This is a genomic window from Shewanella xiamenensis (genome assembly GCF_014647135.1).
Taxonomy (GTDB): Bacteria; Pseudomonadota; Gammaproteobacteria; order Enterobacterales; family Shewanellaceae; genus Shewanella; species Shewanella xiamenensis.
Window position 1 is genome coordinate 319,383 of the sequence record NZ_BMOP01000003.1, and the last position, 24,255, is coordinate 343,637.

Below are 24,255 nucleotides of genomic sequence, written 5' to 3' on the forward strand. Positions count from 1 at the left end.
GTAAATCAAAGCAGTCTAAAGGCTATGACTGAGATAAACCTAAGGTTTTCTTCTTGGTATATTTTGTCGGTAGCGTATTGGCAGGGTCGTCCGGCCACAGGTGTTTAGGGTAACGCCCACGCATTTCTTTTTTCACTTCAACATAGGGCCCTTGCCAAAAACTGGCGAGATCTGCCGTCAGTGCCAAAGGGCGCTGCGCCGGAGACAGCAACTCCATCGTCACCTTCAGCTTACCTTGGGCTAGTAGCGGGCTGTCAGCCATACCAAAGGTTTCCTGCAAGCGAACCCGCAGTAAGGCGCGACCCGAAGTCTCGTAAACTATGGGCGCGAAAGTGCCCGTGGCTAAAGGCCATGAGGTCGGCAACAGTGAATCAAGCGCCTGCTGCTGCGACCAACTCAATTGATTCATCACTAAACTAAAGCAATCGAGTTTTTGTAATTGCGGCAGATTATTCACATTTTCAAGGTAAGGCGCCAGCCATGTTTCAAGGTTTGCCAGCAGCGCGGCATCGCTCATATCCGGCCAATCAGCATTCGGATCTAACTCACGCGCTAAATGCAATCGCGCTTGAAACTGCGCTAAGTTAGCGTTCCAATTAAGAATTTGTAAGCCTTGCTGACGGATATAACTCACTAATGCCGCCACAATTTGGCCGCGATTCGGATTAGGGATAGCCTCTGATTTCAATAAAATCTGCCCGACTTTTGCTTGCCGCTCAGCAACAGCGCGACCTTTGGTTTCATCCCAACCGCACAGCTCATGAGTATCAACCAAGTCGACCAACTCATGCTCAAATAGGCTCGGTTGTAACGGACAAGCTAAATAGATCCGCCCAGCATTTTTACCTTCGGTTTCTTGAAAATCAGCCACCACCAGCCAAGGCGTTTGCGCTAAGGCATCTTCGGCGTTGAGCACCACACCCGTTCCATTGGCCAATTGATAACCCTCAACGCCACGGGATTTGGCAATGCGGTCGGGATACGCCAGCGCCAACAGCAAACCAACATCCTGATGATGGGCATGGGAAGCGATGGCCACTAAATCGGCCTGAGAGAATTGCTTATCTAGCGCCAGCTTTTTAAGCCATTGCTTGGCCTGCTGCCCCGCACTGCCTTGGGTGGCAAAATGCAAGTAATTCATGATATCTGCGCCTTTGCGTGGCAATCCCCGCGCCTCTAAAATGCCCGCGAGCAGGCAGGCCAAGGCCGCAAGTTCTGTAGAATGGGATTTAGCAGCTAATAACATGTGCGCGAGGCGCGGATGACAGCCCAGCTCATAGGCGGCTTTACCATGCTGAGTGAGTTTGTTTTGCCCATCGACCACACCTAAGTGCTGCAGCAGTTGCCACGCCAGCGCTTCGTTCACGCTCGGCGGCGCTGTCAATAACAGCAAATCGCTGAAGGATTTTGCGCCCCAATAGGCACAGTCATGGGCCATTGAGACTAAGTCGGCTTGGCTGATTTCGGGCTCATCGGCTTTGAGCAGACGTTGATGCTCTTCTTGGCCCCATAATCGAATACACACGCCCGCCGCTAAACGGCCAGCGCGACCAGCACGTTGGGTTGCCGAAGCTTGGCTAATACGTTTAAGGCTTAAGCGCGTGACCCCAGTTTTAGGGTTAAAACTCGCTTGGCGTTTATAGCCACTATCGATAACCAGCCCAATGCCTTCAATGGTGAGGCTCGACTCGGCAACGTTGGTGGAGAGCACTATTTTGCGCCTGCCACTATCGTCTGCCTTAATCGCCCTATCCTGTTCCTGCGCAGACAACTCGCCATAAAGCGGACAAATTGCCACACGGCTACCATCGAGGCGCTCCGCCAAATACTGCGCCACCCTGAGGATTTCCGCCTTACCGGGTAAAAACACCAGTATATCCTGCGGGCCACTATCCGTTATTGAGGCCGCACTATCCGTTATTGAGGTAGCACTATCGAGCACGGTGCGACTCAAATGATCGAGCCAATGCTGCTGGCCCGCGACAGCACGGTAGATGATTTCAACCGGAAAACTGCGCCCTTCACTCTTGAGCAGGGCTGCGTTTGGCATTAACTCACTGAGCGCAATGCCAGATAAGGTTGCCGACATGGCGAGGATTTTTAAGTCATCCCGCAGTGAGCTTTGCACTTCGAGAGCGAGGGCTAAACCAAGATCTGTGGTCAAATGTCGCTCGTGGATCTCATCGAAAATGATCATATCGATCCCCGTCAATTCAGGATCTTGCTGGATCATTCGGGTTAATATCCCTTCGGTAACGATCTCAAGCCGAGTCTCACCACTGACCTTTGACTCACCGCGCACCCTAAAACCGACCTCTTGCCCTACCGCCTGCTGCCGACAACTGGCAATAAATTGCGCCACACTGCGGGCGGCCACACGTCGAGGTTCCAGCATTAAAATCCGCCCAGAAACCTCAGCCCAATCCAAGATAGCTAAAGGCAAGGCGGTGGATTTACCCGCGCCTGTGGGTGCCTCGAGGATCACTTGGGCATGCGTTGCAAAGGCATCACGCAGAGATGGCAGTAAGGAATGAATAGGTAGATTGTTCAATGCAACAGTATCAACAGGGAAAAATAATGTGGCAGTTTAACATAGGCCTTAGGCAGTGTCCCTCCCGCAGCCTCTGCTTTGATATGTCGCAGTTTGGCATTGGCTTGCTAAAAATAGCATCGCCCCGACAGCAAGGCTCTCGGGGCGCTAATAGCACAAATAAGCCGAGTTAGAACTGATAGGTCAGCTTAGCCCAGAGATTACGCCCCGGCTCGTTGACCCTGAACATGGCCTCACTGCCAGGCAGATCATTACCCGTACCGGCCTTACTCACATGCTCTGCGTAGGTTGCATCAAACAGGTTTTCGACACCGAAGATAAAGGATAAATCCTTGCTGTATGACCAAGAAGCATTGAGTGCCAAGGTACCAAAGCCACTACTTGGGCCTAAGTCTTGGCCCACGATGTTGCCATGGCCTAAGGTATAACGATCCTGCGATGCAACTAGCCGCCACTGCGCCGCCATTGTCCAAGCTTGCCATTGATAATTAACAATTAATCTTGCCTCTAACGGCGATATTTGCCCAAGTGCGACCTTGTCGGTATCGTTTTCACCATGGGTATAACTTAAGGTAAGTTGAGTCGACCATTGCTCATTAAGCGCATAGTCTAGGCTTGCTTCGCCACCGAATAAGCTGGCATCAATATTACGGGCTACCGTGGTGTTGCTGGTCGAATCAATCAAAATATAGTCATTAATCTCACCGAAAAAGAGTGACACTGACGCTTCAACCGGACCTTGGTAAATCCAGCCTATATCAAATTGATTGGTCGTTTCAGCCTTAAGATCAAAGGCTTTCTGTGCGGGATTATCGGCGCTAGCCTTCATGATCTCCCAATAGTCTGGCACGCGTTGCGCCGAGCCAAATCCAGCATAGTATTGATGAGCATCGAGTTGATATTCATAACGCACATAACCGCTGTAGAGGGTATCCTCCCGCTCACCCTGCTGGGCGATTAACAATTCACTATCCCAGCGATCAACTCTCAGTCCAGCGTGCAAACTACTATTACCTGAACCTTGGTTATCAAAGCCGTAACGGGATTCGGCAAACAGGCCATAGTTTTTATAGCGCATATCTTCCTTAAACGGCTTATTGAGTAAGTCGTCTAAGCCAACATCGCCGGGCGCCATACTGCGGCCATCATGCGCGCTAGACATATAATCCAGCCCCAATGTTAATTCGAGGCCATCGAGCGGGGTTAAATCAAACCAAAGATGACCACCGTCGGTCATCCGACGCACATTCGAGCCAGAATTCACCCCTTCATCAAATCGGTCCATAATATGGTCGTTCTTATTGCTAAAGGCTTGTAACTCGACTGCGGCCAGCCAGGTCGACTCAAACTCATGTTGTATGAGCACCGCCGCATCACGGTTATCAATTTGGCGAGCCTTATTTAATCTGTCGGCATACTCTGCCTCACCGCTCGACTCACCGTAAGCTAACTCCACAACGGTACGCTCAGTAGGTGTCCAACCTAGGGCAAGATTGGCGTTTTGGCGGTCATAACTGGATTGCACCTTATTGCCATTGCCGTCCTGATAATGATCACTACTCGATTGATTAATATCAAAATCAAGGTAGTAATTCTTATCACCGGCACTCAACTCCACCATGGCATCTCGTCTATCAAAACTGCCACCCGTCGCACTGGCACGCCCTTCAAGATCCGCTTGATTAAAACGATGGCGGTTTTTCTCAAACAGAATTGTGCCCGCGGTGCCGACAGGGCCATATTTCACCGTCTGCGGGCCTTTAATAACCGTTATCTGATCGTAAGTTTCGGGATAAATATAATTGGTTGGCGGATCCATACGTCCACCACAGGCACCATACACATGCTGGCCATCGTCAACGATGTTTAAGCGCGAACCACCCAAGCCACGAAACATCGGATCGCCGCCAGAGCCGCCTTTACGGGTGATATTAAATCCCGGAATCGTGCGTAAAAACCCTGAGCCATCATAGGCGGGTAATGGCAATCGATTTTGTTTGGGATCACTCACTAAGTGTACTGGCTGACGCATCACATCAGCGGTAACCAGCAGATAATCTTTACATTTTTGGTCATCACCACAGTCGGTCGCCTCAGCAGACCAAGCCAGTTGAGGCGCAGCAGTGCCTAAAACACCCGCTAAAATAAGCGCTAATTTGATAGGTTGATACGGCATGACATTCCCCTACATATTGTTTTTAATGATTTTTGTGGGGGTATTGTTATGACTGGTGATATAAGTGCAATCAAAACTCGGCTTGGCGCGACAATCTGTCGCAGCCTAAGTTGCATGGGCTCACATTAAGGTAAATAGTGATAAATGAGTCACTTACAAATTAAGAATTGCAGAAGTATAAAAACTCACATGAAGGATAACTGCCGTTACAGCAGCCAAGGCTCGGCCAATCCAGAGGTTAATGTTAGCAATGGCGCGGGTTTATTAATCGCATAACCTTGAGCATAATCCACTCCTAAGCTCTTTAATTTTAAACCAATTTCTGTCGATTCAACAAACTCGGCTACCACATCAAATCCCATATCTTGTCCGAGCTGACAGATGGCTTTGATGATTGCTTGATCCGCATCATCGTCACACAGGTTGATAACAAACTGACCATCGATTTTGACGTAATCCACATTTAAACGTTTTAGATAAGCGAAACTTGAAAATCCCGCACCAAAGTCATCCAGTGCGAGCTGGCAATTTAATGGCCTAAGCACTTCAATCAATTTAGTTGCTTGATCTAATTGGCTTACGGCGGCGGTTTCGGTGATCTCAATGCAGAGTTTATCCACCAACTCAGGTTCAGTCATTAGCCGCATTTCAAGCCAATTCATAAACTCGCTATCACCCAAAGACGTCGCCGAAAGGTTGACGGATACCAGCCCCAATTGCTGCCAAATCGCTAAATGGCTACTCCCCCACTTCAGTAGATTATCAATGACCCACAAGTCGACTTTGGCGGCCAAGTTATAACGCTCAGCGGCAGGTAGGAAAATTGCTGGCGAAACAATGTTGCCATTGGGCTGCACCATACGGAGCAGCACTTCTAAATGTAATCCTGGCTCTTCGCAATTTAGTGGTGCAATACTTTGAAAATAAAGCTCAAATTGATTTAACGCGAGGGCACTAACAATATCTACCGAGGCCATCATTTCAGTGTAAAGACGAGTCATTTTAGGATCTTTAGCACTGTATAAATGCCAGCCATTTCGCCCCTTATCTTTGGCGAGTCGACAGGCCGCATCAGCATGACTCATCACGGTATAAATATCAGAGGCCGACCTGTCGAACTTAGCTATCCCCATACTGACGCTAACATTGTGGCAGCGGTTTTCCCAGATAAATTCGTGGGTTGCTAACTGAGTACAAATCCGCTTAGCAATATGCTGCGCCGAATCTACATTGCAGTAATGCATTAAAATACCGAACTCATCACCACCAAGCCGAGCAACGATATCGCCCTTGCGCACCAGTTGTTTAAGCCGCAATGTTAACTGGCACAGTAACTTATCCCCCGCTTGATGACCGCTAACATTGTTGATCACTTGAAATTGATCGACATCGATAAAGGCAACACAGGTAGGCATATCATCTTTGCTATGCAGCAAATTATCGAGTAATGCCTCAAAGTGCAGCCGATTGGGCAATCCGGTAAGAGCATCGTAGTTAGCATGAAAAGAGAGCTCATCGGCCAGCCGATACTTTTCACTCACATCTTCGGCAATCATAACCAGGGTGTCCTTATCACCGTGGATCTGACTAAAACTGAGCCTTAACCACTCTAATTGATGCAGCGATTTAAGCGGCAATTCGCACCAAGCTTGCCCTAATACGCCTTCACGCACCATATGCAACGTATCGGAGAGCATCGCGTGCTCTTCATCGCGCACCATGCTGAATAAATCGTATCCATGCTGCACTGGCAAGGTTTGCAGCGCCACTTTATTCAGCATCGTCAGTTGATTTTGTTTATCCAGCAAAGCACAAGCCAAGGGCAATTGATTAAAGACTTCGCGATATTTGTTTTCACTCGCTAACATATCATGGGCGATACGAGTCAGCTCCATCGCCGAACCAATCATCACAGCCGCATGTTGAAACTCCTGAATAAACTCCTCGGTCCACTCACAGCATTCGGAGCAATTTACCGCCCCAAGGGCAATACGGGTTTCTCCAAATACGACGGGGGGTAACACCAGTAGACTTTTGACATCCCAATCCCGTAACAATGCCCGCTCCGCCTGAGCTTCTGGCGGTAATGTATTCACATCGGGTAGATTCAGCAGCTTGGGGTTTCTCACAAGGGAGCGAAAAAAAGGCATACGCGCAAGCGGCCAAACGCGAGTCTGCTGGCCCTGGCTAAATTGCGGTTTTAAATACAAATTACGGGTGCGTAAATGGTCGAGGGATAAACTCCCCGTTAGCACAAACACCCCATCACAGTGCAACTGAAGTGTAATCGCCTCTAATGCTCTATCAACATTTTGCTCTAGGGTTTCTAGCGGCGTTTCGCTAAAAATCGTCACTAATGCCTGTTGGAGTGAATTTGCTAAACCATCTGACATGAAAAGGGATTTCCTTACCTACAATTCCATTTAAGGTATTATTGCTACACTTCCCAGAAACAAATTCAAGTCATCGAAAGCCGATGATGAATAATGACCACGGGCCTTTCTGTATTACCAAACAAAAGCATAGCTTATGTTTGGCATTTGAGCAGGTAGCGGAGATAAAGAGTGTTACAACGACTATTTCTTGGATTCGCCCTTAATGAGACTCAACGCATGCCACTGCTGCAATTGCAGCAATGCTTAGCACAACAGTTAACGCCCCATGCAAAACCCGTAAGCAAAGCGAATTTTCATCTCACCCTCGCTTTTTTAGGCTTAGCCAATCAGTCTCAAAAGACACTGCTGCTCGAAGCCGTTGATAAACTGTATCGGCCACGATTTACTGTACAACTGGATAAGCTCGCCGTTTGGCCCAAGGCACAGGTATGTTGTTTAAAGGGAGATAGGGTTAGCCCTGCGTTGGCGTTATTGGCATCGCAGGCGCAAGATTTAGCGCAGCAGTTGCAATTGCATCAGAGCGAACATCCATTTCGACCGCATATCAGCTTGTTTAGAAAAGCCAAGTCATTGAGCATCTTTGATAACGAACTTCTCCTCAAAGATCTAGCGAATACACCAATAACTGAACTAACGCTCGCTCCCGAACAGCTTCATTTGTACCTTTCTTCAAGCGGTAATCGTGGGATGGAATATCACATCTTACATTCTTGGCCGCTCGAACAGCCTGAATCCGCCCAATAAATAAAACGTCAGAAACAATCAGCCCGAGCATAGCTCGGGCTGATAAAGATAATAAAACACTAACGGGTTTAATCGAGCAAACGCAGTGTCTCACGGTAGGCGCGTTTCTGCTCATAGCTATGTAAACGCTGCTTAAATTCATCGGTTTTAGTCGCTTCAGCCGTCATCTTCAAAGCTGCAATCGCTTTTTGCTGCGTCGAAACGGCTGCGCCAAAATCGCCCACTTCCGCATAGGCCGCGGCCAAATTGTCGAGATTAGTGGGATCGTTTTCGTTGACCTTAAGGAGCTGTAGAGATAACTGAAGCGCTTTATTGCCATCACGGTATTCGGCCTCAGGGCAAGTTGCGAGAATCCAAGCCACATTGCCAAGGGCAATATCATCGCCAACACGGGAAAATTGCTCTACCGCTTTGCCGCAATTGCGCTTAACGCCATCACCACCCGAAGCGTAAATAAAGCCTAAACGAAACTGTGCCCAACGATTACCACGCTCCCCCATATCCTTATACCAACGCTCGGCCACAGCTAAGTCTCGTTTAATCAATTGGCCTTCAAAGGAGAGATCAGCCAAAGTTTGCTGCGCCTTTTCGTGTTGTTGCTCGGCGGCGAGAGTTATCCAGTGCAGTCCTGATGGCACTTCTTGCTGCACATAACGTCCAGAGAGAAACATCAGTCCCAGTAAAAATTGCGCATCGGCATCACCTTGCTCCGCCTGAACTTGAATATGCACAAATTTACTCGCCGCAATTTCATTTGCGGGCTGCGGGATAGAAAATGCGTATGCAGCAGAACTTAATCCAACGGATAAAGTCAATCCTGCACCGAAAACCCATTGTCTGTATTTCACGTGGTAACCTCTTCGAAAAACAACCGCGTCCCCAAGTTAGCCAGAATTAACCCCATAAGTCGAGTCTAAATAGGTTCAATTGACCTTAAATAAAGGGAAAAATCACCGCTGATTTTTAAATTGCTCGACTCACAATGTCAGGCCACTAAGGTTTACGATTATTTTACTCACAAAAAACCCTTAAAAGCCTTTATAAGATGTGATTAACTCTACAGAGTTAAGTGAATCCAGTGAGTTTGACACCGATTTAGTTGACTAATATCACTAAAGTAGCAAAATAAGCTCTAATTTTAGTTGGTTAATTGCATTTATTCACTCATTCTAAACTAAGATGTCCATCAAGTTTTTATGGGTGTAATTGACGTAAAATGCTTATTTAGAATATTCTTACTTTCGTTTTAATCAATCGAGGAACATCGACATGGCTCTGATTGGTAAGCCAAAACCGGACCCAACTTTGGAATGGTTTTTATCACACTGTCACATTCATAAGTATCCCGCTAAAAGCACCTTGATCCATGCTGGTGAAGACTCAGATACCCTTTATTACATCGTAAAAGGTTCTGTTGCGGTATTGATTAAAGATGAAGAAGGTAAGGAAATGATCCTATCTTATCTTAATCAAGGCGACTTTATCGGTGAGTTAGGATTGTTCGAAGAACAAGCTGAACGTACTGCTTGGGTTCGTGCAAAACAAGCATGTGAAATTGCTGAAATCTCTTACAAGAAGTTCAAGCAATTAATCCAAGTTAACCCCGAAATTCTGATGAAGCTTTCGGCTCAAATGGCATACCGCCTACAGAGCACTAGCCAGAAAGTCGGTAATTTAGCATTCCTCGATGTGGCAGGCCGTATTGCCCAAACATTGTTGCATTTAGCAAAACAACCTGATGCCATGACTCACCCAGACGGCATGCAAATTAAGATCACTCGCCAAGAAATTGGTCAGATCGTTGGTTGTTCCCGCGAAACTGTGGGTCGTATCTTAAAGATGCTTGAAGAACAAAATCTCATTCAAGCACACGGTAAAACCATTGTGGTATATGGCACCCGTTAAGTTAGACTTCAGCTTGATTTAAGCCTGTTTCATTAAAGTGGCCTAGCATAAAATCTAGGCCATTTTTTATTGGGGAGCATAAATGAAACGGCTGTTATTTATCTGTTTTTTCAGTCTGTTTACGCTGGTGCATCCAACAATAATTAACGCCGAACCGATTGAATTAGAACATTATCAAGCCAAGGCTTTAGTCAACTCTGGGCAAATTCTATCACTCAATGGCACCCTAGCCGTGGTCAATCAATTCTGCCAAGGTGAACTAATTGACGCACATCTCTATCAAGAAGATCATAAATGGCGCTATGATTTGCAAATCAAAGTGCAACGCGGCCAAATAGTGAATCTGAGTATTGATGCCACCAACGGTCAACTTGAACACTCCACCGCACTACCGAGCGAATGTCGAAAACATGAAACTGCTACTCGTTGAAGATAATCCGATGTTGGTCTCCGAACTGGAGAAACAACTCAAACAGGCTGGCTACGTTACCGATATTACTGATAAAGCGGTTGAAGCCGATTACCTCGTTAAAGAAACCCAATACGACTGCGTGATCTTAGATATTGGTCTCCCCGATGGCAATGGGCTGGAATTACTCGAAGGCTGGCGTAATCAAGGCATTAGCACCCCTGTTATTATGTTAACCGCCCGCAGCCAATGGCATGAAAAGGTCGAAGGTTTCAATGCCGGTGCCGATGATTATTTAGGAAAACCCTTCCACGCACAGGAGCTATTAGCGCGTATCCAAGCGCTTATTCATCGCGCCCATGGCCGTTTAAATAATTCCAGCAAACAGTTGAGCTATGGCGGCGTCACCTTAGATGAAGCCGAACAAACCGTCAGCGTTGGCGAGCATTTATATGAATTGACGGCCATGGAATTCAGGCTGTTAAAAATCTTCCTCATGTCACCTAAGAAGCTGTTATCTAAGGCTCAACTGACGGACAAACTCTATCAGTTTGACGACGAGAAAGAGAGTAATGTGGTTGAAGTTTACGTGACTCATCTGCGCAAAAAACTCGGTAAAACTGCGATAGAAACCCGCCGCGGTCAAGGTTATATCTTCCACGGCGTGACTGCATGATCTCGATTCGCACTAAGCTCAGTTTATGGTTAACGGGCTTATTGGTATTAGGCACAGTAGTTGGACTCGTATTATTTGAGTCCATGCTGCGCCAAGCGTTTCACGACTCGATTATCAATCGCTTAGAAGAAGATTTAGAACACATTATGCTGGCAACCCATTTCAATAATGGGGAAATCCACATCGATCAGAGCCAACTGTCGAGCTTCTACCGCCCCGCCTATTCGGGGCGTTATTTCCAGCTAAACCTGCCCAATGAAGTGATCCGCTCCCGCTCCCTGTGGGATATGCAGCTCGATATCGAACCTTTAGCGCCAAACCAAACCCGTGTCTGGCAAGCAAAGGGACCTAAAAATAATGATATGCAGTTGTTATCTCTTGGATTAAATTCCAGCAGTGCCAATGTGACCGCTACGCTTACTGTCGCACAAGATTTGAGTATTGGTCGGCGGGTATTTAGTGAAGTCTACGGCACTAAGCTTGGGGTTAACCTCGCCATGTTAGTGGCCATGATCGCTGGTATCTTCCTGATCCTGCGCCAATCATTTAAACCCGTAAAACAGATCCAACATGCACTGTCACGCCTACAAGAAGGCGAAATTAACGCCTTAGAGCTGAATAACATTCCGCCCGAAGTGCAACCGCTGGCGAAGACCTACAACGAGTTATTGGAATACACCGCCAAGCAAATTGAGCGTAGCCGCAATAACTTAGGCAACTTAAGCCATGGGCTCAAAACCCCACTGGCAGTGATGCAGCAACAGGTAGAAGCCTTGGGGCTAAAAGATCCCGATACCGCCATGGCGCTGCAACAGCAACTCGACGCTATCCATAAAATGGTCGAGCGTAAACTTGCGGCGGCGCGGATCACCGGTGATATGTTACCTGCCGCCCAGTTAGTGGTACCGAGGGATCTCCACAGCCTCGCCAATACCCTCAACAAAGTGCACAGAAGCAAAAACATCAACTGCGACTTTGAGCTCGATCCTAGTATCCAGCGCCTGCCTATTCATAGGGAAGATGGTATGGAGCTCTTAGGGAATTTGCTCGATAACGCCTTTAAATGGGCGGGCAGTCAAGTCGCGGTAAAACTGTGGAAGGCACAAAATAAACTCTGCCTTAGCATCGACGATGATGGCCCAGGTGTTGCTGACGACGAACTCGATAAACTCACCCAAAGGGGCACGCGGCTTGATGAATCCGTCATGGGCCATGGCCTAGGTTTATCGATAGTGAAGGAAATTGCCGAACAATATGGCATTGAACTTAAGTTTAAACACAGCAGCCACTTATCTGGCCTCAGTATTGAACTAGTCTTTGGCTAACGAGTGCTTAGCTAAGAGTGTTTAGCGAACATGTGTTGAGCTAACTATTGTTGTCCTAGCTATTTGCTCTAAGTGCCACCCATAAAAAACGCCATCAATTGATGGCGTTTTTGTTTGAGATTAAGTCAGCAACAACCTAATTTATTAGGCTTTTTTCGCGTTGGTGCTCTCAAAAATCTTATCGGCTGATGCGGCCACAAAGCCGGTATACAGCTCACCATTCGCCTTTGGATAACGCAGGGCGAATTCATAGAAGCAGCTTGGGATCTCAACCGTTGTATCGCTAAATACCACAGCGATTTTATCGGCCATGGTCGATGATTGCTCCAGTAACACCTCTGGTGAACCTTTGATTTCGCCACCTGAGCTATTGAGCACAAAACCCGCTTGCTTGAGTGCATCATTTACCGACTCTAAGGTATCAAAACCCTCTAGGTGGTTGATAGAAACCGTAAAATGATTGGCGCGGTAACCAAAAGCTGCAACCCAAGCCGCATATTCACTCTCTTCGAGCAGCGTCTCGTAGGTTTTAGCATCCAGCGTCCAATGACGACCCGAATAGATAAAGTTATCCGCTTTCGTCGCTTGCTCATCCACTTGGGCAATCAAGCCTTGGATAGTGCTTTGCAGTGATGGGCTAAACTCTTCCACCAATAGCTCAGAAATAAACACCTTAGGTTGAGTCGCATCTGGGTGCTCAAAATGCTTTGCCACCAGTTTTTTCTGTTCAAACTTATAGTCACCGCAGGCCACATAACCTAAAGAAGTAAAGTGCTCTGCTAATACGGCTAAATTCACCTTAGCGATATTAAAAGTACGCAGAGCGATATGGTCGTTGATAATCGGCTTGCCGTGTCCAAGTAGCTCGTGCACCTTGGCCGCAGATGGGGTCATTTGAATATAGTCTTGCCAGAGGGCGGCAAATAACGCATTGATATCTGTGTGCATAAAAACTCCTTTTATTGTGCTGCGACTATAGTGCGTATTGTTTTGCCGCTCGCACTCAATGTAACGACCCTAGCTACTTGCTGCACAACGGCGCTCAGTAGCAGCCCAAGTAACGTTACTGCTTGTAATGAAAAAGGAAGAACCTAGGTTCTTCCTCAATGATGTCACTCTAAACTTAACCCTGGACTTAAACTTGCAGGTAGGCTCACCGCATCGGCCTCAACGGAGGCAACGGGATAAGCACAGTAGTCTGCGGCATAAAATGCACTCGCCCTGTGGTTACCCGAAGCGCCTACGCCACCAAAGGGCGCAGCACCCGAAGCACCAGTGATCTGCTTGTTCCAGTTCACAATCCCCGCACGAATGCGAGCAAGGAAATACTCATAATCATCACGGCTATCGGCCAAGATACCTGCGGATAAGCCATAACGGGTTTGGTTAGCCAGCTTAATCGCTTGGTCAAAATCACTGTAGCGCACTAATTGCAGCAATGGTCCAAAGTATTCCTCATCGGGTAACTCGCTCACCGCTGTGACATCGATAAGCCCGGGTGAGACTAAGCCCGTTCCCGCCTGCAAATGAGTGAGTTCAACCAGCGACACGCCGCCTAAGCTCTGCAAGTTAGCCTGCGCCGCCACCATACCTTTCGCTGCCGCTTCGGAAATCATTGAGCCCATAAATGGTTGTGGCTGCGCGTTCCAAGGGCCGACTTTAATCTGTTTCACCGCTTCAACCAGCTTGGCTACTAAGGCATCGCCCTGCTCGCCTTGCTCAACATAGAGCCTGCGGGCACAGGTACAACGCTGGCCTGATGAAATATAGGCCGATTGCAGAATATCGTGCACAGCGGCTTTAATATCGGCCACGCCTTTAATAATCAGCGGGTTATTACCGCCCATTTCTAAGGCGAGGATCTTACCTGGATGACCCGCATATTGCTGGTGCAACAGGTGACCGGTGCGAGAACTGCCGGTAAAGAACAGCCCGTCGAGTTGTGGGTGCGACGCCAGCGCCTTACCCGTATCGACTTCACCTTGGACTAAGTTGATTACACCCGCGGGCAGACCCGCTTTTTCCCAGAGAGAGACCATTAACTCGGCCACTTTAGGCGTCAATTCAGAGGGCTTAAACACCACGGTATTGCCCGCAAGCAATGCTGGCACTATATGACCATTGGGTAAATGCCCTGGGAAGTTATAGGGCCCAAACACAGCAACCACACCGTGAGGCTTATGGCGTAGCACGGCGCGCCCTGCTGGCGTGTCATTGGCTTCAGTGCCGGTGCGCTTGTTATAAGCCGTTGCCGACAGGCCAATCTTACCAATCATGGCAGCAACTTCTGTCGCCGTTTCCCACTGGGGTTTACCGGTTTCCTGAGCGATCGTTTCGGCTAATTCGGCTTTGTTCGCTTCGAGTTGGCTACGATAAGCTTCAACTATCTTTAGACGCGCATCAAAACCTAACATAAACCAATCGAACTGAGCTTCACGGGCGGCATCGACGGCAGCGTTGACTTGATCGGCTGTCGCCGTTTGGCCGCGCCAAATAATTTCGCCATTTGCTGGGTTGCTAGAGGTCACATCATGACCCTTGCCAGCTTGCCACTGGCCTTTAATAAAATGTGTCATTTGCATTCCTACATTGCCAAAATACGGATTTGATCGCCTTTTGCGAGTAACAAACCCTCGGCGAGTTCTGGACTAATTACCACCTGCTCGGTTTTGTCATCCACAGCAAGACAAGCGGAGGTCGCACGGTAATTGGCTAATTGAGTGTTAGAGATAATAAATTGCTTATCAGATTCAGGCATTTCACCAATATCTACAGTCAGCAGACGGCTCTCACGCACGGCGCGGATATCTGTGAGACGGCATTCCACCGTTGGACCACCATCGAAAATATCCACATAACCACGGCATCTAAAGCCTTCGGCCTGAAGCAGACTCAAGGCTGGACGGGTATTGGTGTGCACTTCGCCTATCACTTTTTGTGCTTCTTCTGGCAGCAGGCAAACGTACACGGGGTTGCGGGGCATCATCTCCGCCATAAAGGCTTTTTTGCCTAGACCCGACAGGTAATCGGCCTGAACAAAATCAATACCTAAAAAGTTTTTTTGCAGCCAACCATAGAAGGGGGAATGACCATCGGCATCGCTCACACCACGCATTTCGGCAATCACAGTCTCGCCAAAACGCTTAGCGTGTTGAGCTAAAAACAGAAAACGGCTGCGTGACAACATGCGGCCATTATTCCCCTTACGATAGGGTTCCCGTAAAAACAGGGTACAAAGCTCAGCAGCGCCAGTGTAATCGTGGCACAGGGTTAAGGTTTCGACCTCGTTGCGAACTTCGATTTGCTCAGAATGATAAACCTCTGTCCCGAGGCGATAGTGGTAGAAGGCATCCTCCATACCCACTGCGGCTTCAATGGCACAAGTACCAACCACTTCGCGGGTCGCGGTATCCTCGAGTACCATCAAATAGCCTTCATCGAAGGGCTTATCAACCACCTTAACGAATGAGGCTTCTGCACGGGCAATTTTATGCCTAAGCAAATCGGCATTGACTGGCAATGAGGTAAAGCCATGGCCAGACTCTTCGGCGATTTGATATAGAGATTCAAAATCGCCTGCCTTAATAGGACGTATGATTAACATCTTAGTGTCTCCTCACTTAAGCTTGCTGTGCATCAAGGCGCCTATCTTAAAAAAGACAGGATAGATACACGCAAGTATTCCCTGACAAAAAAGGAGTGCGAATAAAATTCAGCACTCCTTTGGTCGCTTAGGCAGCAGCGATGCTCGCCACAGCACGCTCAAAACGTGCTAGGCCCTCTGCAATATCTGCCTCAGGGATCACCAGTGAAGGAGCAAAACGTACCACATTAGCACCCGCCATCAGGCTCATTAAGCCTTCAGCAACAGACGCTACTAAAAAGTCACGTGAACGACCTTGGTACTGTTCATTAAGGACCGCCCCTAACAGCAAGCCTTTACCGCGAATTTCAGAGAAAACATGATATTTTTCATTAATTTTGTTCAGACCATCGCGTAATAACTGCTCGCGATGTTTCACACCATTCAAGACTTCTGGCGTGTTAACCACATCTAATACCGCGTTGCCGATAGCGCAAGCTAATGGGTTACCACCGTAGGTTGAACCGTGAGTACCGACTTTCAAGTGCTCAGCAATTTCTGCGGTCGTCAGCATAGCTGCGATCGGGAAACCACCGCCCAGCGCTTTAGCCGTGGTCAGAATATCCGGCACAATGTCGGTGCCCATGTAAGCATAAAGTTCACCCGTACGGCCAACACCGGTTTGTACTTCGTCGAAAATCACCAGTGCATTGTGTTTATTAGCCAGTTCACGCACCGCTTTGAGGAACGCAGGATCAGCATTAATAATACCGCCCTCACCTTGCAGCGGCTCTAGCATGATGGCGCAGGTTTTATCCGATACGGCCGCTTCTAATGCCGCAACATCGTTATAAGGTAAGTGGGTGATGCTTTGCGGTTTTGGACCAAAACCATCGGAATAGGCCGCTTGACCACCAACGCTCACAGTGAAAAAAGTACGACCGTGGAAGGCTTTATCGAAGGCGATGATTTCATCTTTCTCTACGCCGTATTTTTCTAAAGCATAACGACGGGCTAATTTCAGTGCCGCTTCGTTGGCTTCGGCGCCAGAGTTGGCAAAATAGACACGCTCAGCAAAAGTGCTATTGACTAACTTAGTGGCCAGCTCGAGTGCAGGCTCGTTGGTCATTACGTTAGACAGGTGCCATAATTTTTCACCTTGGGTTTTTAAGGCATTCACTAAGGCGGGATGACAGTGACCTAAGCAATTTACTGCAATACCGCCAGCAAAATCGATAAATTCGTTACCCTCTTGATCCCATACACGGCTGCCTTCGCCACGTACTGGGATCACGGCAGCAGGCGCATAGTTAGGCACCATAACCGCATCAAACTGGGCACGATTCAACTTCATATCAACGCTCATTCTTCTTCATCCTTTGTTTAAATGTAACGGCATCGGGAGCCGTCTGAGTCCCCAACGTATCTTTATCTTGAGTTAGTGATACAGGGTATGCTTGTGTCTATTAATAGCCATTATTAGCGAAATTGTGATCAAAATACCAGTTTTTCACAAACAACATTCACCATGCTTAATGCCAAAGTGCATAAAGATTGCAGTTTAAGAACTATACAAGCGTTTACGCCAGAGGCATTTAGCATATTTAGTCAGAAAAAAAGTTATTTACCTCTATTTTTGCTAGCTATTCACCGAATATGAATAACTACACAATTTTAACGAATCAGCTGTGAAAGCACAAAATCCGCAATTTGTTCCCTCGCCTCAAGCGCTTCGGGCAACAGATGGAACAGGGGAAAAACATGGGGCATGTTGTGATAAAAACGCGATTCTACCGCGCCACCACTAGCCTTAACTTGCATAACCAGTCGTTCTGAGTCCTGTAAAAGCAGCTCACGCGTACCGGCAATCACTAAGAGTGGTGGCAGGTCTGCCAAGTTCCCCTGTAAAGGTGAAACCCGTTCTGACATAGGATTCGCCCCAGCAAGATACGCCCCGCGCAGCCGTAATAGCGACTCAATGGTAAAAAACGGGTCATCCGCGCCTAAAATCAGCTCGGTATCGCCGGTAATCGCTAAATCCAGCGCTGGAGACAACAACACACAGGCTTTAGGCATGGGCAGATGGCGCTTTTTAAGTTCGAGCAACAGACTTAAGGCTAAATTACCGCCAGCAGAATCGCCCATCAGCACTAGGTTATCGCTGCCTTTCAACTCAATTAAGTGCAGGTATGCCTCGAGTACATCGTCACAGGGCGCGGGATACGGATGCTCTGGCGCTAAACGATAATCAGGGATAAACGTATCGAGGCGACAACGTTCGCTGATATCGGCCACCAGTCTTGCGTGGGCATGGGGAGTTTTAAAACAGAATCCGCCGCCACGAATGTAAAATAGATTGCCCAAACGCGGCATGTCATTGAGCAGCACGTAATGCAGTAGTGTGGAATGTTGTAAGGGAATTGAAGCCGTAACGAGCTTTTCAGGCCATGGCAACCAGCGCTTATCCAGCTCTAATAAACGTTGCCGTACTTGGCTTAGGGGAAGTTTGGCTTTACCTCGGCTGATCGATGGCCGTGCCACATAGGATAAAATAGTATTTAATACAGAAGCTTGCCAGCTTGGCATTTTCCGTTCTCCACATCAGTGCCGCAATTCGACACCGATGGGAACGGCATGCAGATTACAGCAGATCCAACTTCCGATAATTTTGTGCTTTTAGGCGCAGCACTTCCTGCTCGCTGAGCTCGTAATAATCGAACATTAAGCGTTTTTCCTGCGGCTCGATTTGGCGCATCTCTTCAAGCAACAGCACCTTAGCATAACAATTCGCCCGTGCCACTAATGCGGCCGGCATCGAGAGTTCGCGGTAAGTTAAGGTTTGGTCCAACTCTTTAAGCAATTGAGTTAATGGACTCTGTTCAAACTTAAGTAACTCTAATAGTTGCCAATTAAGCTTATGTCCATGGGCTAACACTTGCTCAAAAACCACTTTAGCAGGGAATTCGGTGGCAATAACAGCATCGTACACTTCTTTATCTCGACTTGAGCTTGCCTCACGGATCCAATTGCCCCAAGTTTTATCAAATAAACGCGCACTAAGACTCAGCACGACTGAAGTGCCCAACTGATTCATTAATGCACCACTATAGACGAGTGCTGAGTCAGTATTATGAAGCTGCGCTAACGCATTCGCTGCTATTCCGCTGACAATGCTATAGCGCCACAACTTGCGGGTGGTCCAGAGTAACTTAGCGTTGCCACTGGGCAGCCAATTACGCAGGCAAAAATAAGGAATAATAGTGCGCAGGTTTTCGATGCCAATGTAATTCATCACTAATTTGATATCGGTGACGCGTACATCGGAACTCTGCGGGCGACGCGCCCGAAATGCAGGACTATTAACCATATTGGTTAAATCGCGGCATAACCAGCTTAAATTGCTGATTAAAGGTCTTAATCTTGTGGCATCAAGATTTTTAGCCAGCAGTAATTCAAGTAGCAGGACTTGCGATTCGTTAATATCCGACTTGGCTAGCACTAACTCAGGGGAAGCTAATTGATGCTCAATAGCATTATTCACTGTGTCAATAAGTTGCTTTGAAATGGCCTCAAATACTTCTCGAGCTTGAATTTGTTTAAGTAGCCGTGACAGTATCGCCTCTCGCTCTACATCGAGTTTATTAGCATCAGCCTCAAGCTCTTGGTCTAAATCATCCAATAGAGTAGGACTGGCTTTTTGTTTACCGAGAATAAGTTGCTGATAGAGCCTATGTTCTATCTCTAAAATTTTGCCAGGTCTGACGCCGCCCGCTACCGATATCGCCACAGTTTACCTTTCCTATCTCGCCCGTGCTAAGTGGCGCGCATACGCTAAAATCGTTAAAAACATTGCAATTTCAGCATATAGGTTACCTCTTGGCAATAAGCAAACAAGTGACTATTTTACAACCCTGATTAGATTCACTCGCGCCGAAATCCACGCAACAAAAAGGCCTCATATTGAGGCCTTAATACTTTCGCGAGATTTACTTAAGCTCTTGTTCAAAGAGTTTGTAAATACGGCGATATTCGTCTAACCAGCTCGATGGCTGACGGAAGCCGTGGGGCTCAACCGGATAAATCGCCGTTTCGAACATCGGTTTTTCCAGCTCGATAAGATGCTGCACCATGCGCACGCTATCTTGGAAAAACACGTTATCATCCATCACGCCACTCATGATCAGTAATGGCTTAGTCAAGCCTTGGGCATGTTCGATAGGCGAGCTACGCTCATAGGCGATAGGGTCAACATCCGGCGTGTTTAAAATATTGGAGGTGTATGGCGCGTTGTAATGTGCCCAATCCGCCACAGGGCGCAGTGCTGCGCCTGCTTGGAATAATTCCGGCTCAGTAAATAAGGACATAAAGGTTAAGAAACCGCCGTAAGAACCGCCATAGGTACCGACGCGCTTAATATCCACGTTGGCATTTTGGCCCATCCAAGTCACGCCATCTTTTAAATCTTCGACTTCAGGATGCCCCATATTGCGATAAATCGCCGTGCGCCAATCGCGACCATAGCCTTTAGAACCACGGTAATCCATGTCCATCACTACATAGCCTTGTTGGGTCAGTAGGTTGTGGAACATAAACTCACGGAAGTAACCACTAAAGCCATAATCGGCATTTTGTAAGTAACCTGCGCCATGGTTAAAGATAACGGCAGGATATTTCTCGGCGCGAGATTTGTCATAACCCTGCGGCAAATAAACCCGCGCATACACTTGGCCAGCGCCATGGTTTGAAGGAACGGCAACTACTTCGGGTGCTTGCCATGGATATTGCTTAAAGGCATCGCTGGTGTATGACGTGAGCTGTTTTAACTCACCGCCAATCGGTTGAACATACAGCTCATTCGGCTCTGTACGGCGAGAGGCATTCAGCAGCAACTTAGTGCCATCGGGGCTTAAGCTGTAATCTAAGTTACCGTCCCACTGAGTTAATTGCTCGTTTTTGCCCGAGGCGATATTCACACGGTGAACATTGTAAATACCAGGGTGGCTTTGGTTAGCCTTGTAGTAGATGTAGTTTGCATCGGGCGATAGGGTAATATCACTCACCACAAACTTACCTTGAGTCAAAGCGCGGGGCTTTTCGCCACGAGCCTTGATATAAAGCTGGGAATAACCTGTTTCTTCAGAGAGATAGTACAGACTGTCAGTACCGGGTAACCAGCCAAATTGGTTATAGTCGTAGTTCACCCAAGCATCATCATGCAGGCGATGCTCGGTGATAAACTTGCCCTTTGCCAGATCGACACTGGCAATCCAACGATCTTTGTTATCGGTCGCTTCGACCATCACCGCCAATTTGTTCTCAGACTCATGCCATTGAATCGCGCTTTGAGTCCAGCCCCAATCCTGCATCAGCTGGATTTTACGTGGAGCCTTAGTACTTTGATATGACTCACCTTTTGCTTTAGCGTTTTCACTCTTAACCTTAGCTAAAACGTCTTCATCGAAGCCGGTTAAGCCTTCGATAGTTACATCGATCTGTTTATGCTCATTGAGGTCTAACACCACAAAGCGCTGTCCTGGTGGATTATCTTCCGCGACACGGGCACGCACGGGCACAGGGTCGATATAGCCTTCGCTACCGAGGTAGTTTGGCATGATGTCGTGTTCACTGCTGCCGGTGTAATTTTTATCGGTTAGGGCTACAAACAGATAGCGACCGTCTGGCGACAGACTTAGCTCAGACACCACCTCGGCATCACCTAGATACCAAGTGTTAGCGGCGAGGGTCGGATCGCTCTTTTGCAGCTCGTTCTTAAACTGTTCTTTGGCTTTGGCATTTTCCTGCTGCAACGCCACATATTGAATGAGTCTGTGCTGCTGCTTGGCTAAGTAGCTGCTGGGTTCTTTCACACCTTCAGGCGCTTTCGCCATTTTGATTTCAGCCAACTGCTCCACTAATCCACTGTCTTGATGGATTTGGAAAACATTATCCCCTTGCCAATAGGCGATATCGCCATTGTTAAGGTAACGCAGGCCACTGATGGCAGTGCGCTGGCGGGTAAGCTGGGTGATTTTGCCAGAGCTTAAATGCTTAACAAAAATATTGCCTTGGTAGAGATACGCCTTGTTAGCTTTAGTGCTATCGAACACACCAAACTGTTGATCAGCCGCATGTAGCTTATCGATGGCCAGTTCAACGGCGCGGCTGTCATTAATGCCCTGCTGATAATAATTCCGTAATGGCGATGCACTGGGTTGGCGCGCAAAGAAAACGCTCTGACTGTCATCGCTCCAGTAGGCTTCCTTAGCGAAAATCCCCATCCAATCGGGGTTCGCCATAATTTGATTCAGCGTAAGCGGTTGTGAAACTTGGGGAGGCTGAGCTAAAGGGACTTGATAAGCCTGTGGTGTGGTCGTGGGAGTTGCCGTTTCGGTTGAGGTGGCGGCGCAACTCGTCAATACCGCAACGGCTAACGCACTTAAACCCAAATTTCGCATTACGCTGTTCATTTGTCCTTCCTTTTATTGTTATCGCAGCCCTAGTTACACTTTGGAGCTAACTCCATGAGTACGTGAGCAGGCATCGTTTTGCGGCAGTTATATCACACTTGAGCGACATATTTGCTTAAATGAAGGAGAAATCTTGTAACAAAGAGTAGAGCAAAATCGATTTTTTGGATTCAACCTAAGCCGATTGAGATAAGAAATTTGCCAACAATTCATGCCCTTGCTCGGTGAGAATCGACTCGGGGTGAAATTGCACACCAAAGAGCGGCAACTCTTTATGACTCATCGCCATAATTTCGCGTCCATGGTTCGGGTCATCAAACCAAGCATCCAGCACAAAACCGTCAGGTATGGTATCAACCAGTAAGGAATGGTAGCGAGTTACCGTTAATGGCTGATTTAACCCTTTAAACAGGCGCTCACCAGTATGGGTAATCTCGCTAACTTTACCGTGCATCACCCGCTGTGCTCGCACGACTTTGGCCCCAAACACCTGCGCCATGGCTTGATGTCCTAAGCACACGCCAAGGATCGGTAAACGAGTAGCAAAATGCTCAATTGCTGCCAAGGAAATCCCCGCTTCGTTGGGTGAGCAAGGGCCAGGAGAGATGACTAAATGACTCGGCGATAACACCTCGATTTCCGCTAAGCTGATTTCATCATTGCGTTTAACCACGATCTCTTGCCCTAACTGCTGAAAATACTGCACTAAGTTAAAGGTAAAAGAGTCGTAATTGTCGATCATTAGCAACATACAAAATCCATTGGCTCAAATGGGAAGTCGATGCACTCCACGGCTGAAATGCGGCGCAAATGCTACCACAGCACCAGCTTGGGATTAAGCATTAAAAAAACAAAAAGCCAGTCAATTGACTGGCTTTCCATAGTATAGATCAGAGCACAAGTAACTTATTTGACTAAGGTTAAATGGCTACGACGCTTAGGCGGTTCATCCGTTGGTTCGGTTGGCTTGTCTTTTGTCTCAATGATAGACAAGGCCGATTCGGCTTCCTCTTCGACTAAGTACGCATCTTCAATATCGAAGACAGTCCCAGCGCCATTTTCACGAGCGTAAATGGCCACAATCGAAGCCATTGGCAATAATACCTGCTGAGGTACACCACCAAAACGCGCATTGAACTCCACAAATTCATTACCAATTTGCAAATTGCCCACTGCACCAGCCGCGATATTTAATACAATCTGGCCATCCTTCACATATTGCTGCGGTACTTGAGTGCCCTTGACAAAGGCATCAACCACAACGTGAGGTGTTAATTGGTTATCCATCAACCAATCGTAGTAAGCCCTGAGTAAATAAGGACGATTTGGAGTCAACGCTTTCATTACATACCCATGCGCATTTCGCGTTCAGCTTCAGTCAACGAAGCTTTAAAAGATTCACGCTCAAAAATACGTGTCATGTAAGCTTTGATGTCTTTTGCTACGCGGCTGTCTAACTCAATACCCAATACAGGCAAACGCCATAATAATGGGCCGAGGTAACAATCCGCTAAACCAAATTCTTCACTCATAAAGTAAGGCATTTCAGCAAATACTGGCGCGATTGACAGTAAACTTTCAGTCAGCTCTTTACGAGCAGCCTCTGCGCGGTCACCTTTACGAATACGTGCGACGAGTGAGTACCAATCAGTATCGATACGATGCATCATCAAGCGGCTTTGACCACGAGATACAGGGTAAACAGGCATCAAAGGTGGATGAGGGAAACGCTCATCCAAGTATTCCATAATGATACGTGACTCATAGAGTACGAGCTCACGGTCTAATAAAGTAGGTACTGAGTTATAAGGATTTACTTCGAGTAAATCCTCTGGCATTTCATTAGGGTCGACCTGTAAAACATCAACAGTAACCCCTTTCTCAGCTAACACGATACGGACTTGATGGCTATAAAGATCATCAGCACCTGAAAACAGTGTCATGACAGAGCGTTTGTTGGCAGCAACAGCCATTGATACCCTCCAGAGTCGAAATAAAACAAAAGTAAACGAGGGGCAAAGCC

General features: G+C 47.5%; 19 protein-coding genes. 5 read left to right on the plus strand and 14 right to left on the minus strand.

Going from position 1 to position 24,255, the window contains the following annotated elements:
* Positions 1-22: 22 nt before the first annotated feature.
* From hrpB to IEY09_RS04620, 3 genes are all read right to left on the minus strand, one after another.
* Positions 23-2,551 (minus strand): ATP-dependent helicase HrpB, encoded by a 2,529-nt coding sequence (gene hrpB / locus IEY09_RS04610; protein WP_188870046.1) that lies wholly within the window; start codon positions 2,549-2,551, stop codon positions 23-25.
* A 169-nt stretch (positions 2,552-2,720) separates the two neighbouring features.
* Positions 2,721-4,727 (minus strand): TonB-dependent copper receptor, encoded by a 2,007-nt coding sequence (locus IEY09_RS04615; RefSeq protein WP_188870048.1) that lies wholly within the window; start codon positions 4,725-4,727, stop codon positions 2,721-2,723.
* A gap of 206 nt (positions 4,728-4,933) precedes the next feature.
* The gene (locus IEY09_RS04620) at positions 4,934-7,120 is read right to left on the minus strand and encodes a putative bifunctional diguanylate cyclase/phosphodiesterase (RefSeq protein ID WP_055648512.1); all 2,187 of its coding nucleotides are present in this window, start codon (positions 7,118-7,120) and stop codon (positions 4,934-4,936) included.
* 171 nt (positions 7,121-7,291) lie between these two features.
* Between IEY09_RS04620 and thpR the strand changes: the two genes are divergently transcribed.
* Positions 7,292-7,867, plus strand: coding sequence for an RNA 2',3'-cyclic phosphodiesterase (gene thpR, locus IEY09_RS04625; RefSeq protein WP_188870050.1), 576 nt, complete (start codon positions 7,292-7,294; stop codon positions 7,865-7,867).
* 68 nt (positions 7,868-7,935) lie between these two features.
* Here the strand turns inward: thpR and IEY09_RS04630 are convergent, their stop codons facing one another.
* Entirely contained in the window at positions 7,936-8,715 is a 780-nt protein-coding gene (locus tag IEY09_RS04630; protein WP_037414147.1) for a tetratricopeptide repeat protein, read from the minus strand.
* A gap of 421 nt (positions 8,716-9,136) precedes the next feature.
* Between IEY09_RS04630 and crp the strand changes: the two genes are divergently transcribed.
* The 4 genes from crp (at position 9,137) to IEY09_RS04650 (ending at position 12,182) form a co-directional block, all read left to right on the plus strand.
* Entirely contained in the window at positions 9,137-9,772 is a 636-nt protein-coding gene (gene crp, locus IEY09_RS04635; protein ID WP_011070954.1) for a cAMP-activated global transcriptional regulator CRP, read from the plus strand.
* 82 nt (positions 9,773-9,854) lie between these two features.
* Entirely contained in the window at positions 9,855-10,202 is a 348-nt protein-coding gene (locus IEY09_RS04640; protein WP_037414150.1) for a PepSY domain-containing protein, read from the plus strand.
* Positions 10,183-10,857, plus strand: coding sequence for a response regulator transcription factor (locus tag IEY09_RS04645; protein WP_037414152.1), 675 nt, complete (start codon positions 10,183-10,185; stop codon positions 10,855-10,857). Before IEY09_RS04640 ends, IEY09_RS04645 begins: the two co-directional genes overlap by 20 nt.
* The gene (locus tag IEY09_RS04650) at positions 10,854-12,182 is read left to right on the plus strand and encodes an ATP-binding protein (RefSeq protein ID WP_188870052.1); all 1,329 of its coding nucleotides are present in this window, start codon (positions 10,854-10,856) and stop codon (positions 12,180-12,182) included. The genes IEY09_RS04645 and IEY09_RS04650 overlap by 4 nt, the downstream gene beginning before the upstream one ends.
* Before the next feature lie 144 nt (positions 12,183-12,326).
* On the opposite strand, the gene IEY09_RS04655 is transcribed toward IEY09_RS04650, so the two are convergent.
* From IEY09_RS04655 to sspA, 10 genes are all read right to left on the minus strand, one after another.
* Positions 12,327-13,130 (minus strand): DUF1338 domain-containing protein, encoded by an 804-nt coding sequence (locus tag IEY09_RS04655; protein ID WP_047539775.1) that lies wholly within the window; start codon positions 13,128-13,130, stop codon positions 12,327-12,329.
* Positions 13,131-13,294: 164 nt separating this feature from the next.
* Positions 13,295-14,758: a succinylglutamate-semialdehyde dehydrogenase gene (astD, locus tag IEY09_RS04660; protein WP_188870054.1), complete on the minus strand. Its 1,464-nt coding sequence runs from the start codon at positions 14,756-14,758 to the stop codon at positions 13,295-13,297.
* 8 nt (positions 14,759-14,766) lie between these two features.
* Positions 14,767-15,786: an arginine N-succinyltransferase gene (gene astA / locus IEY09_RS04665; RefSeq protein ID WP_188870056.1), complete on the minus strand. Its 1,020-nt coding sequence runs from the start codon at positions 15,784-15,786 to the stop codon at positions 14,767-14,769.
* Between the two features lie 127 nt (positions 15,787-15,913).
* Positions 15,914-17,131 carry an aspartate aminotransferase family protein gene (locus IEY09_RS04670; RefSeq protein ID WP_188870058.1) on the minus strand — a complete coding sequence of 406 codons (1,218 nt, stop codon included), beginning with the start codon at positions 17,129-17,131 and terminating at the stop codon, positions 15,914-15,916.
* 308 nt (positions 17,132-17,439) lie between these two features.
* Complete coding sequence (locus tag IEY09_RS04675; RefSeq protein ID WP_188870060.1) at positions 17,440-18,351, minus strand: alpha/beta hydrolase; 912 nt, start codon at positions 18,349-18,351, stop codon at positions 17,440-17,442.
* A gap of 55 nt (positions 18,352-18,406) precedes the next feature.
* Positions 18,407-19,552 (minus strand): HDOD domain-containing protein, encoded by a 1,146-nt coding sequence (locus tag IEY09_RS04680; RefSeq protein WP_055648508.1) that lies wholly within the window; start codon positions 19,550-19,552, stop codon positions 18,407-18,409.
* A gap of 199 nt (positions 19,553-19,751) precedes the next feature.
* The gene (locus IEY09_RS04685; protein ID WP_188870062.1) at positions 19,752-22,232 is read right to left on the minus strand and encodes a S9 family peptidase; all 2,481 of its coding nucleotides are present in this window, start codon (positions 22,230-22,232) and stop codon (positions 19,752-19,754) included.
* Positions 22,233-22,407: 175 nt separating this feature from the next.
* The gene (locus tag IEY09_RS04690; RefSeq protein WP_037426997.1) at positions 22,408-22,983 is read right to left on the minus strand and encodes an anthranilate synthase component II; all 576 of its coding nucleotides are present in this window, start codon (positions 22,981-22,983) and stop codon (positions 22,408-22,410) included.
* 155 nt (positions 22,984-23,138) lie between these two features.
* On the minus strand, positions 23,139-23,576 hold the full coding sequence (locus tag IEY09_RS04695) for a ClpXP protease specificity-enhancing factor (protein WP_037414173.1): 438 nt from the start codon (positions 23,574-23,576) through the stop codon (positions 23,139-23,141).
* Positions 23,576-24,205, minus strand: coding sequence for a stringent starvation protein SspA (gene sspA, locus IEY09_RS04700; RefSeq protein WP_037414175.1), 630 nt, complete (start codon positions 24,203-24,205; stop codon positions 23,576-23,578). The genes IEY09_RS04695 and sspA overlap by 1 nt, the downstream gene beginning before the upstream one ends.
* Positions 24,206-24,255: the final 50 nt, after the last annotated feature.

Bases quoted from the DNA above. Each gene is read 5' to 3' on its own strand.
- sspA (WP_037414175.1), bottom strand. From the start codon at position 24,205: ATGGCTGTTGCTGCCAACAAACGCTCTGTCATGACACTGTTTTCAGGT.
- IEY09_RS04675 (WP_188870060.1), bottom strand. From the start codon at position 18,351: ATGCCAAGCTGGCAAGCTTCTGTATTAAATACTATTTTATCCTATGTG.
- IEY09_RS04670 (WP_188870058.1), bottom strand. From the start codon at position 17,131: ATGAGCGTTGATATGAAGTTGAATCGTGCCCAGTTTGATGCGGTTATG.
- astD (WP_188870054.1), bottom strand. From the start codon at position 14,758: ATGACACATTTTATTAAAGGCCAGTGGCAAGCTGGCAAGGGTCATGAT.
- astA (WP_188870056.1), bottom strand. From the start codon at position 15,786: ATGTTAATCATACGTCCTATTAAGGCAGGCGATTTTGAATCTCTATAT.
- IEY09_RS04650 (WP_188870052.1), top strand. From the start codon at position 10,854: ATGATCTCGATTCGCACTAAGCTCAGTTTATGGTTAACGGGCTTATTG.
- IEY09_RS04620 (WP_055648512.1), bottom strand. From the start codon at position 7,120: ATGTCAGATGGTTTAGCAAATTCACTCCAACAGGCATTAGTGACGATT.
- IEY09_RS04655 (WP_047539775.1), bottom strand. From the start codon at position 13,130: ATGCACACAGATATCAATGCGTTATTTGCCGCCCTCTGGCAAGACTAT.
- IEY09_RS04645 (WP_037414152.1), top strand. From the start codon at position 10,183: ATGAAACTGCTACTCGTTGAAGATAATCCGATGTTGGTCTCCGAACTG.
- IEY09_RS04640 (WP_037414150.1), top strand. From the start codon at position 9,855: ATGAAACGGCTGTTATTTATCTGTTTTTTCAGTCTGTTTACGCTGGTG.
- IEY09_RS04690 (WP_037426997.1), bottom strand. From the start codon at position 22,983: ATGTTGCTAATGATCGACAATTACGACTCTTTTACCTTTAACTTAGTG.
- crp (WP_011070954.1), top strand. From the start codon at position 9,137: ATGGCTCTGATTGGTAAGCCAAAACCGGACCCAACTTTGGAATGGTTT.
- IEY09_RS04615 (WP_188870048.1), bottom strand. From the start codon at position 4,727: ATGCCGTATCAACCTATCAAATTAGCGCTTATTTTAGCGGGTGTTTTA.
- IEY09_RS04695 (WP_037414173.1), bottom strand. From the start codon at position 23,576: ATGAAAGCGTTGACTCCAAATCGTCCTTATTTACTCAGGGCTTACTAC.
- IEY09_RS04685 (WP_188870062.1), bottom strand. From the start codon at position 22,232: ATGAACAGCGTAATGCGAAATTTGGGTTTAAGTGCGTTAGCCGTTGCG.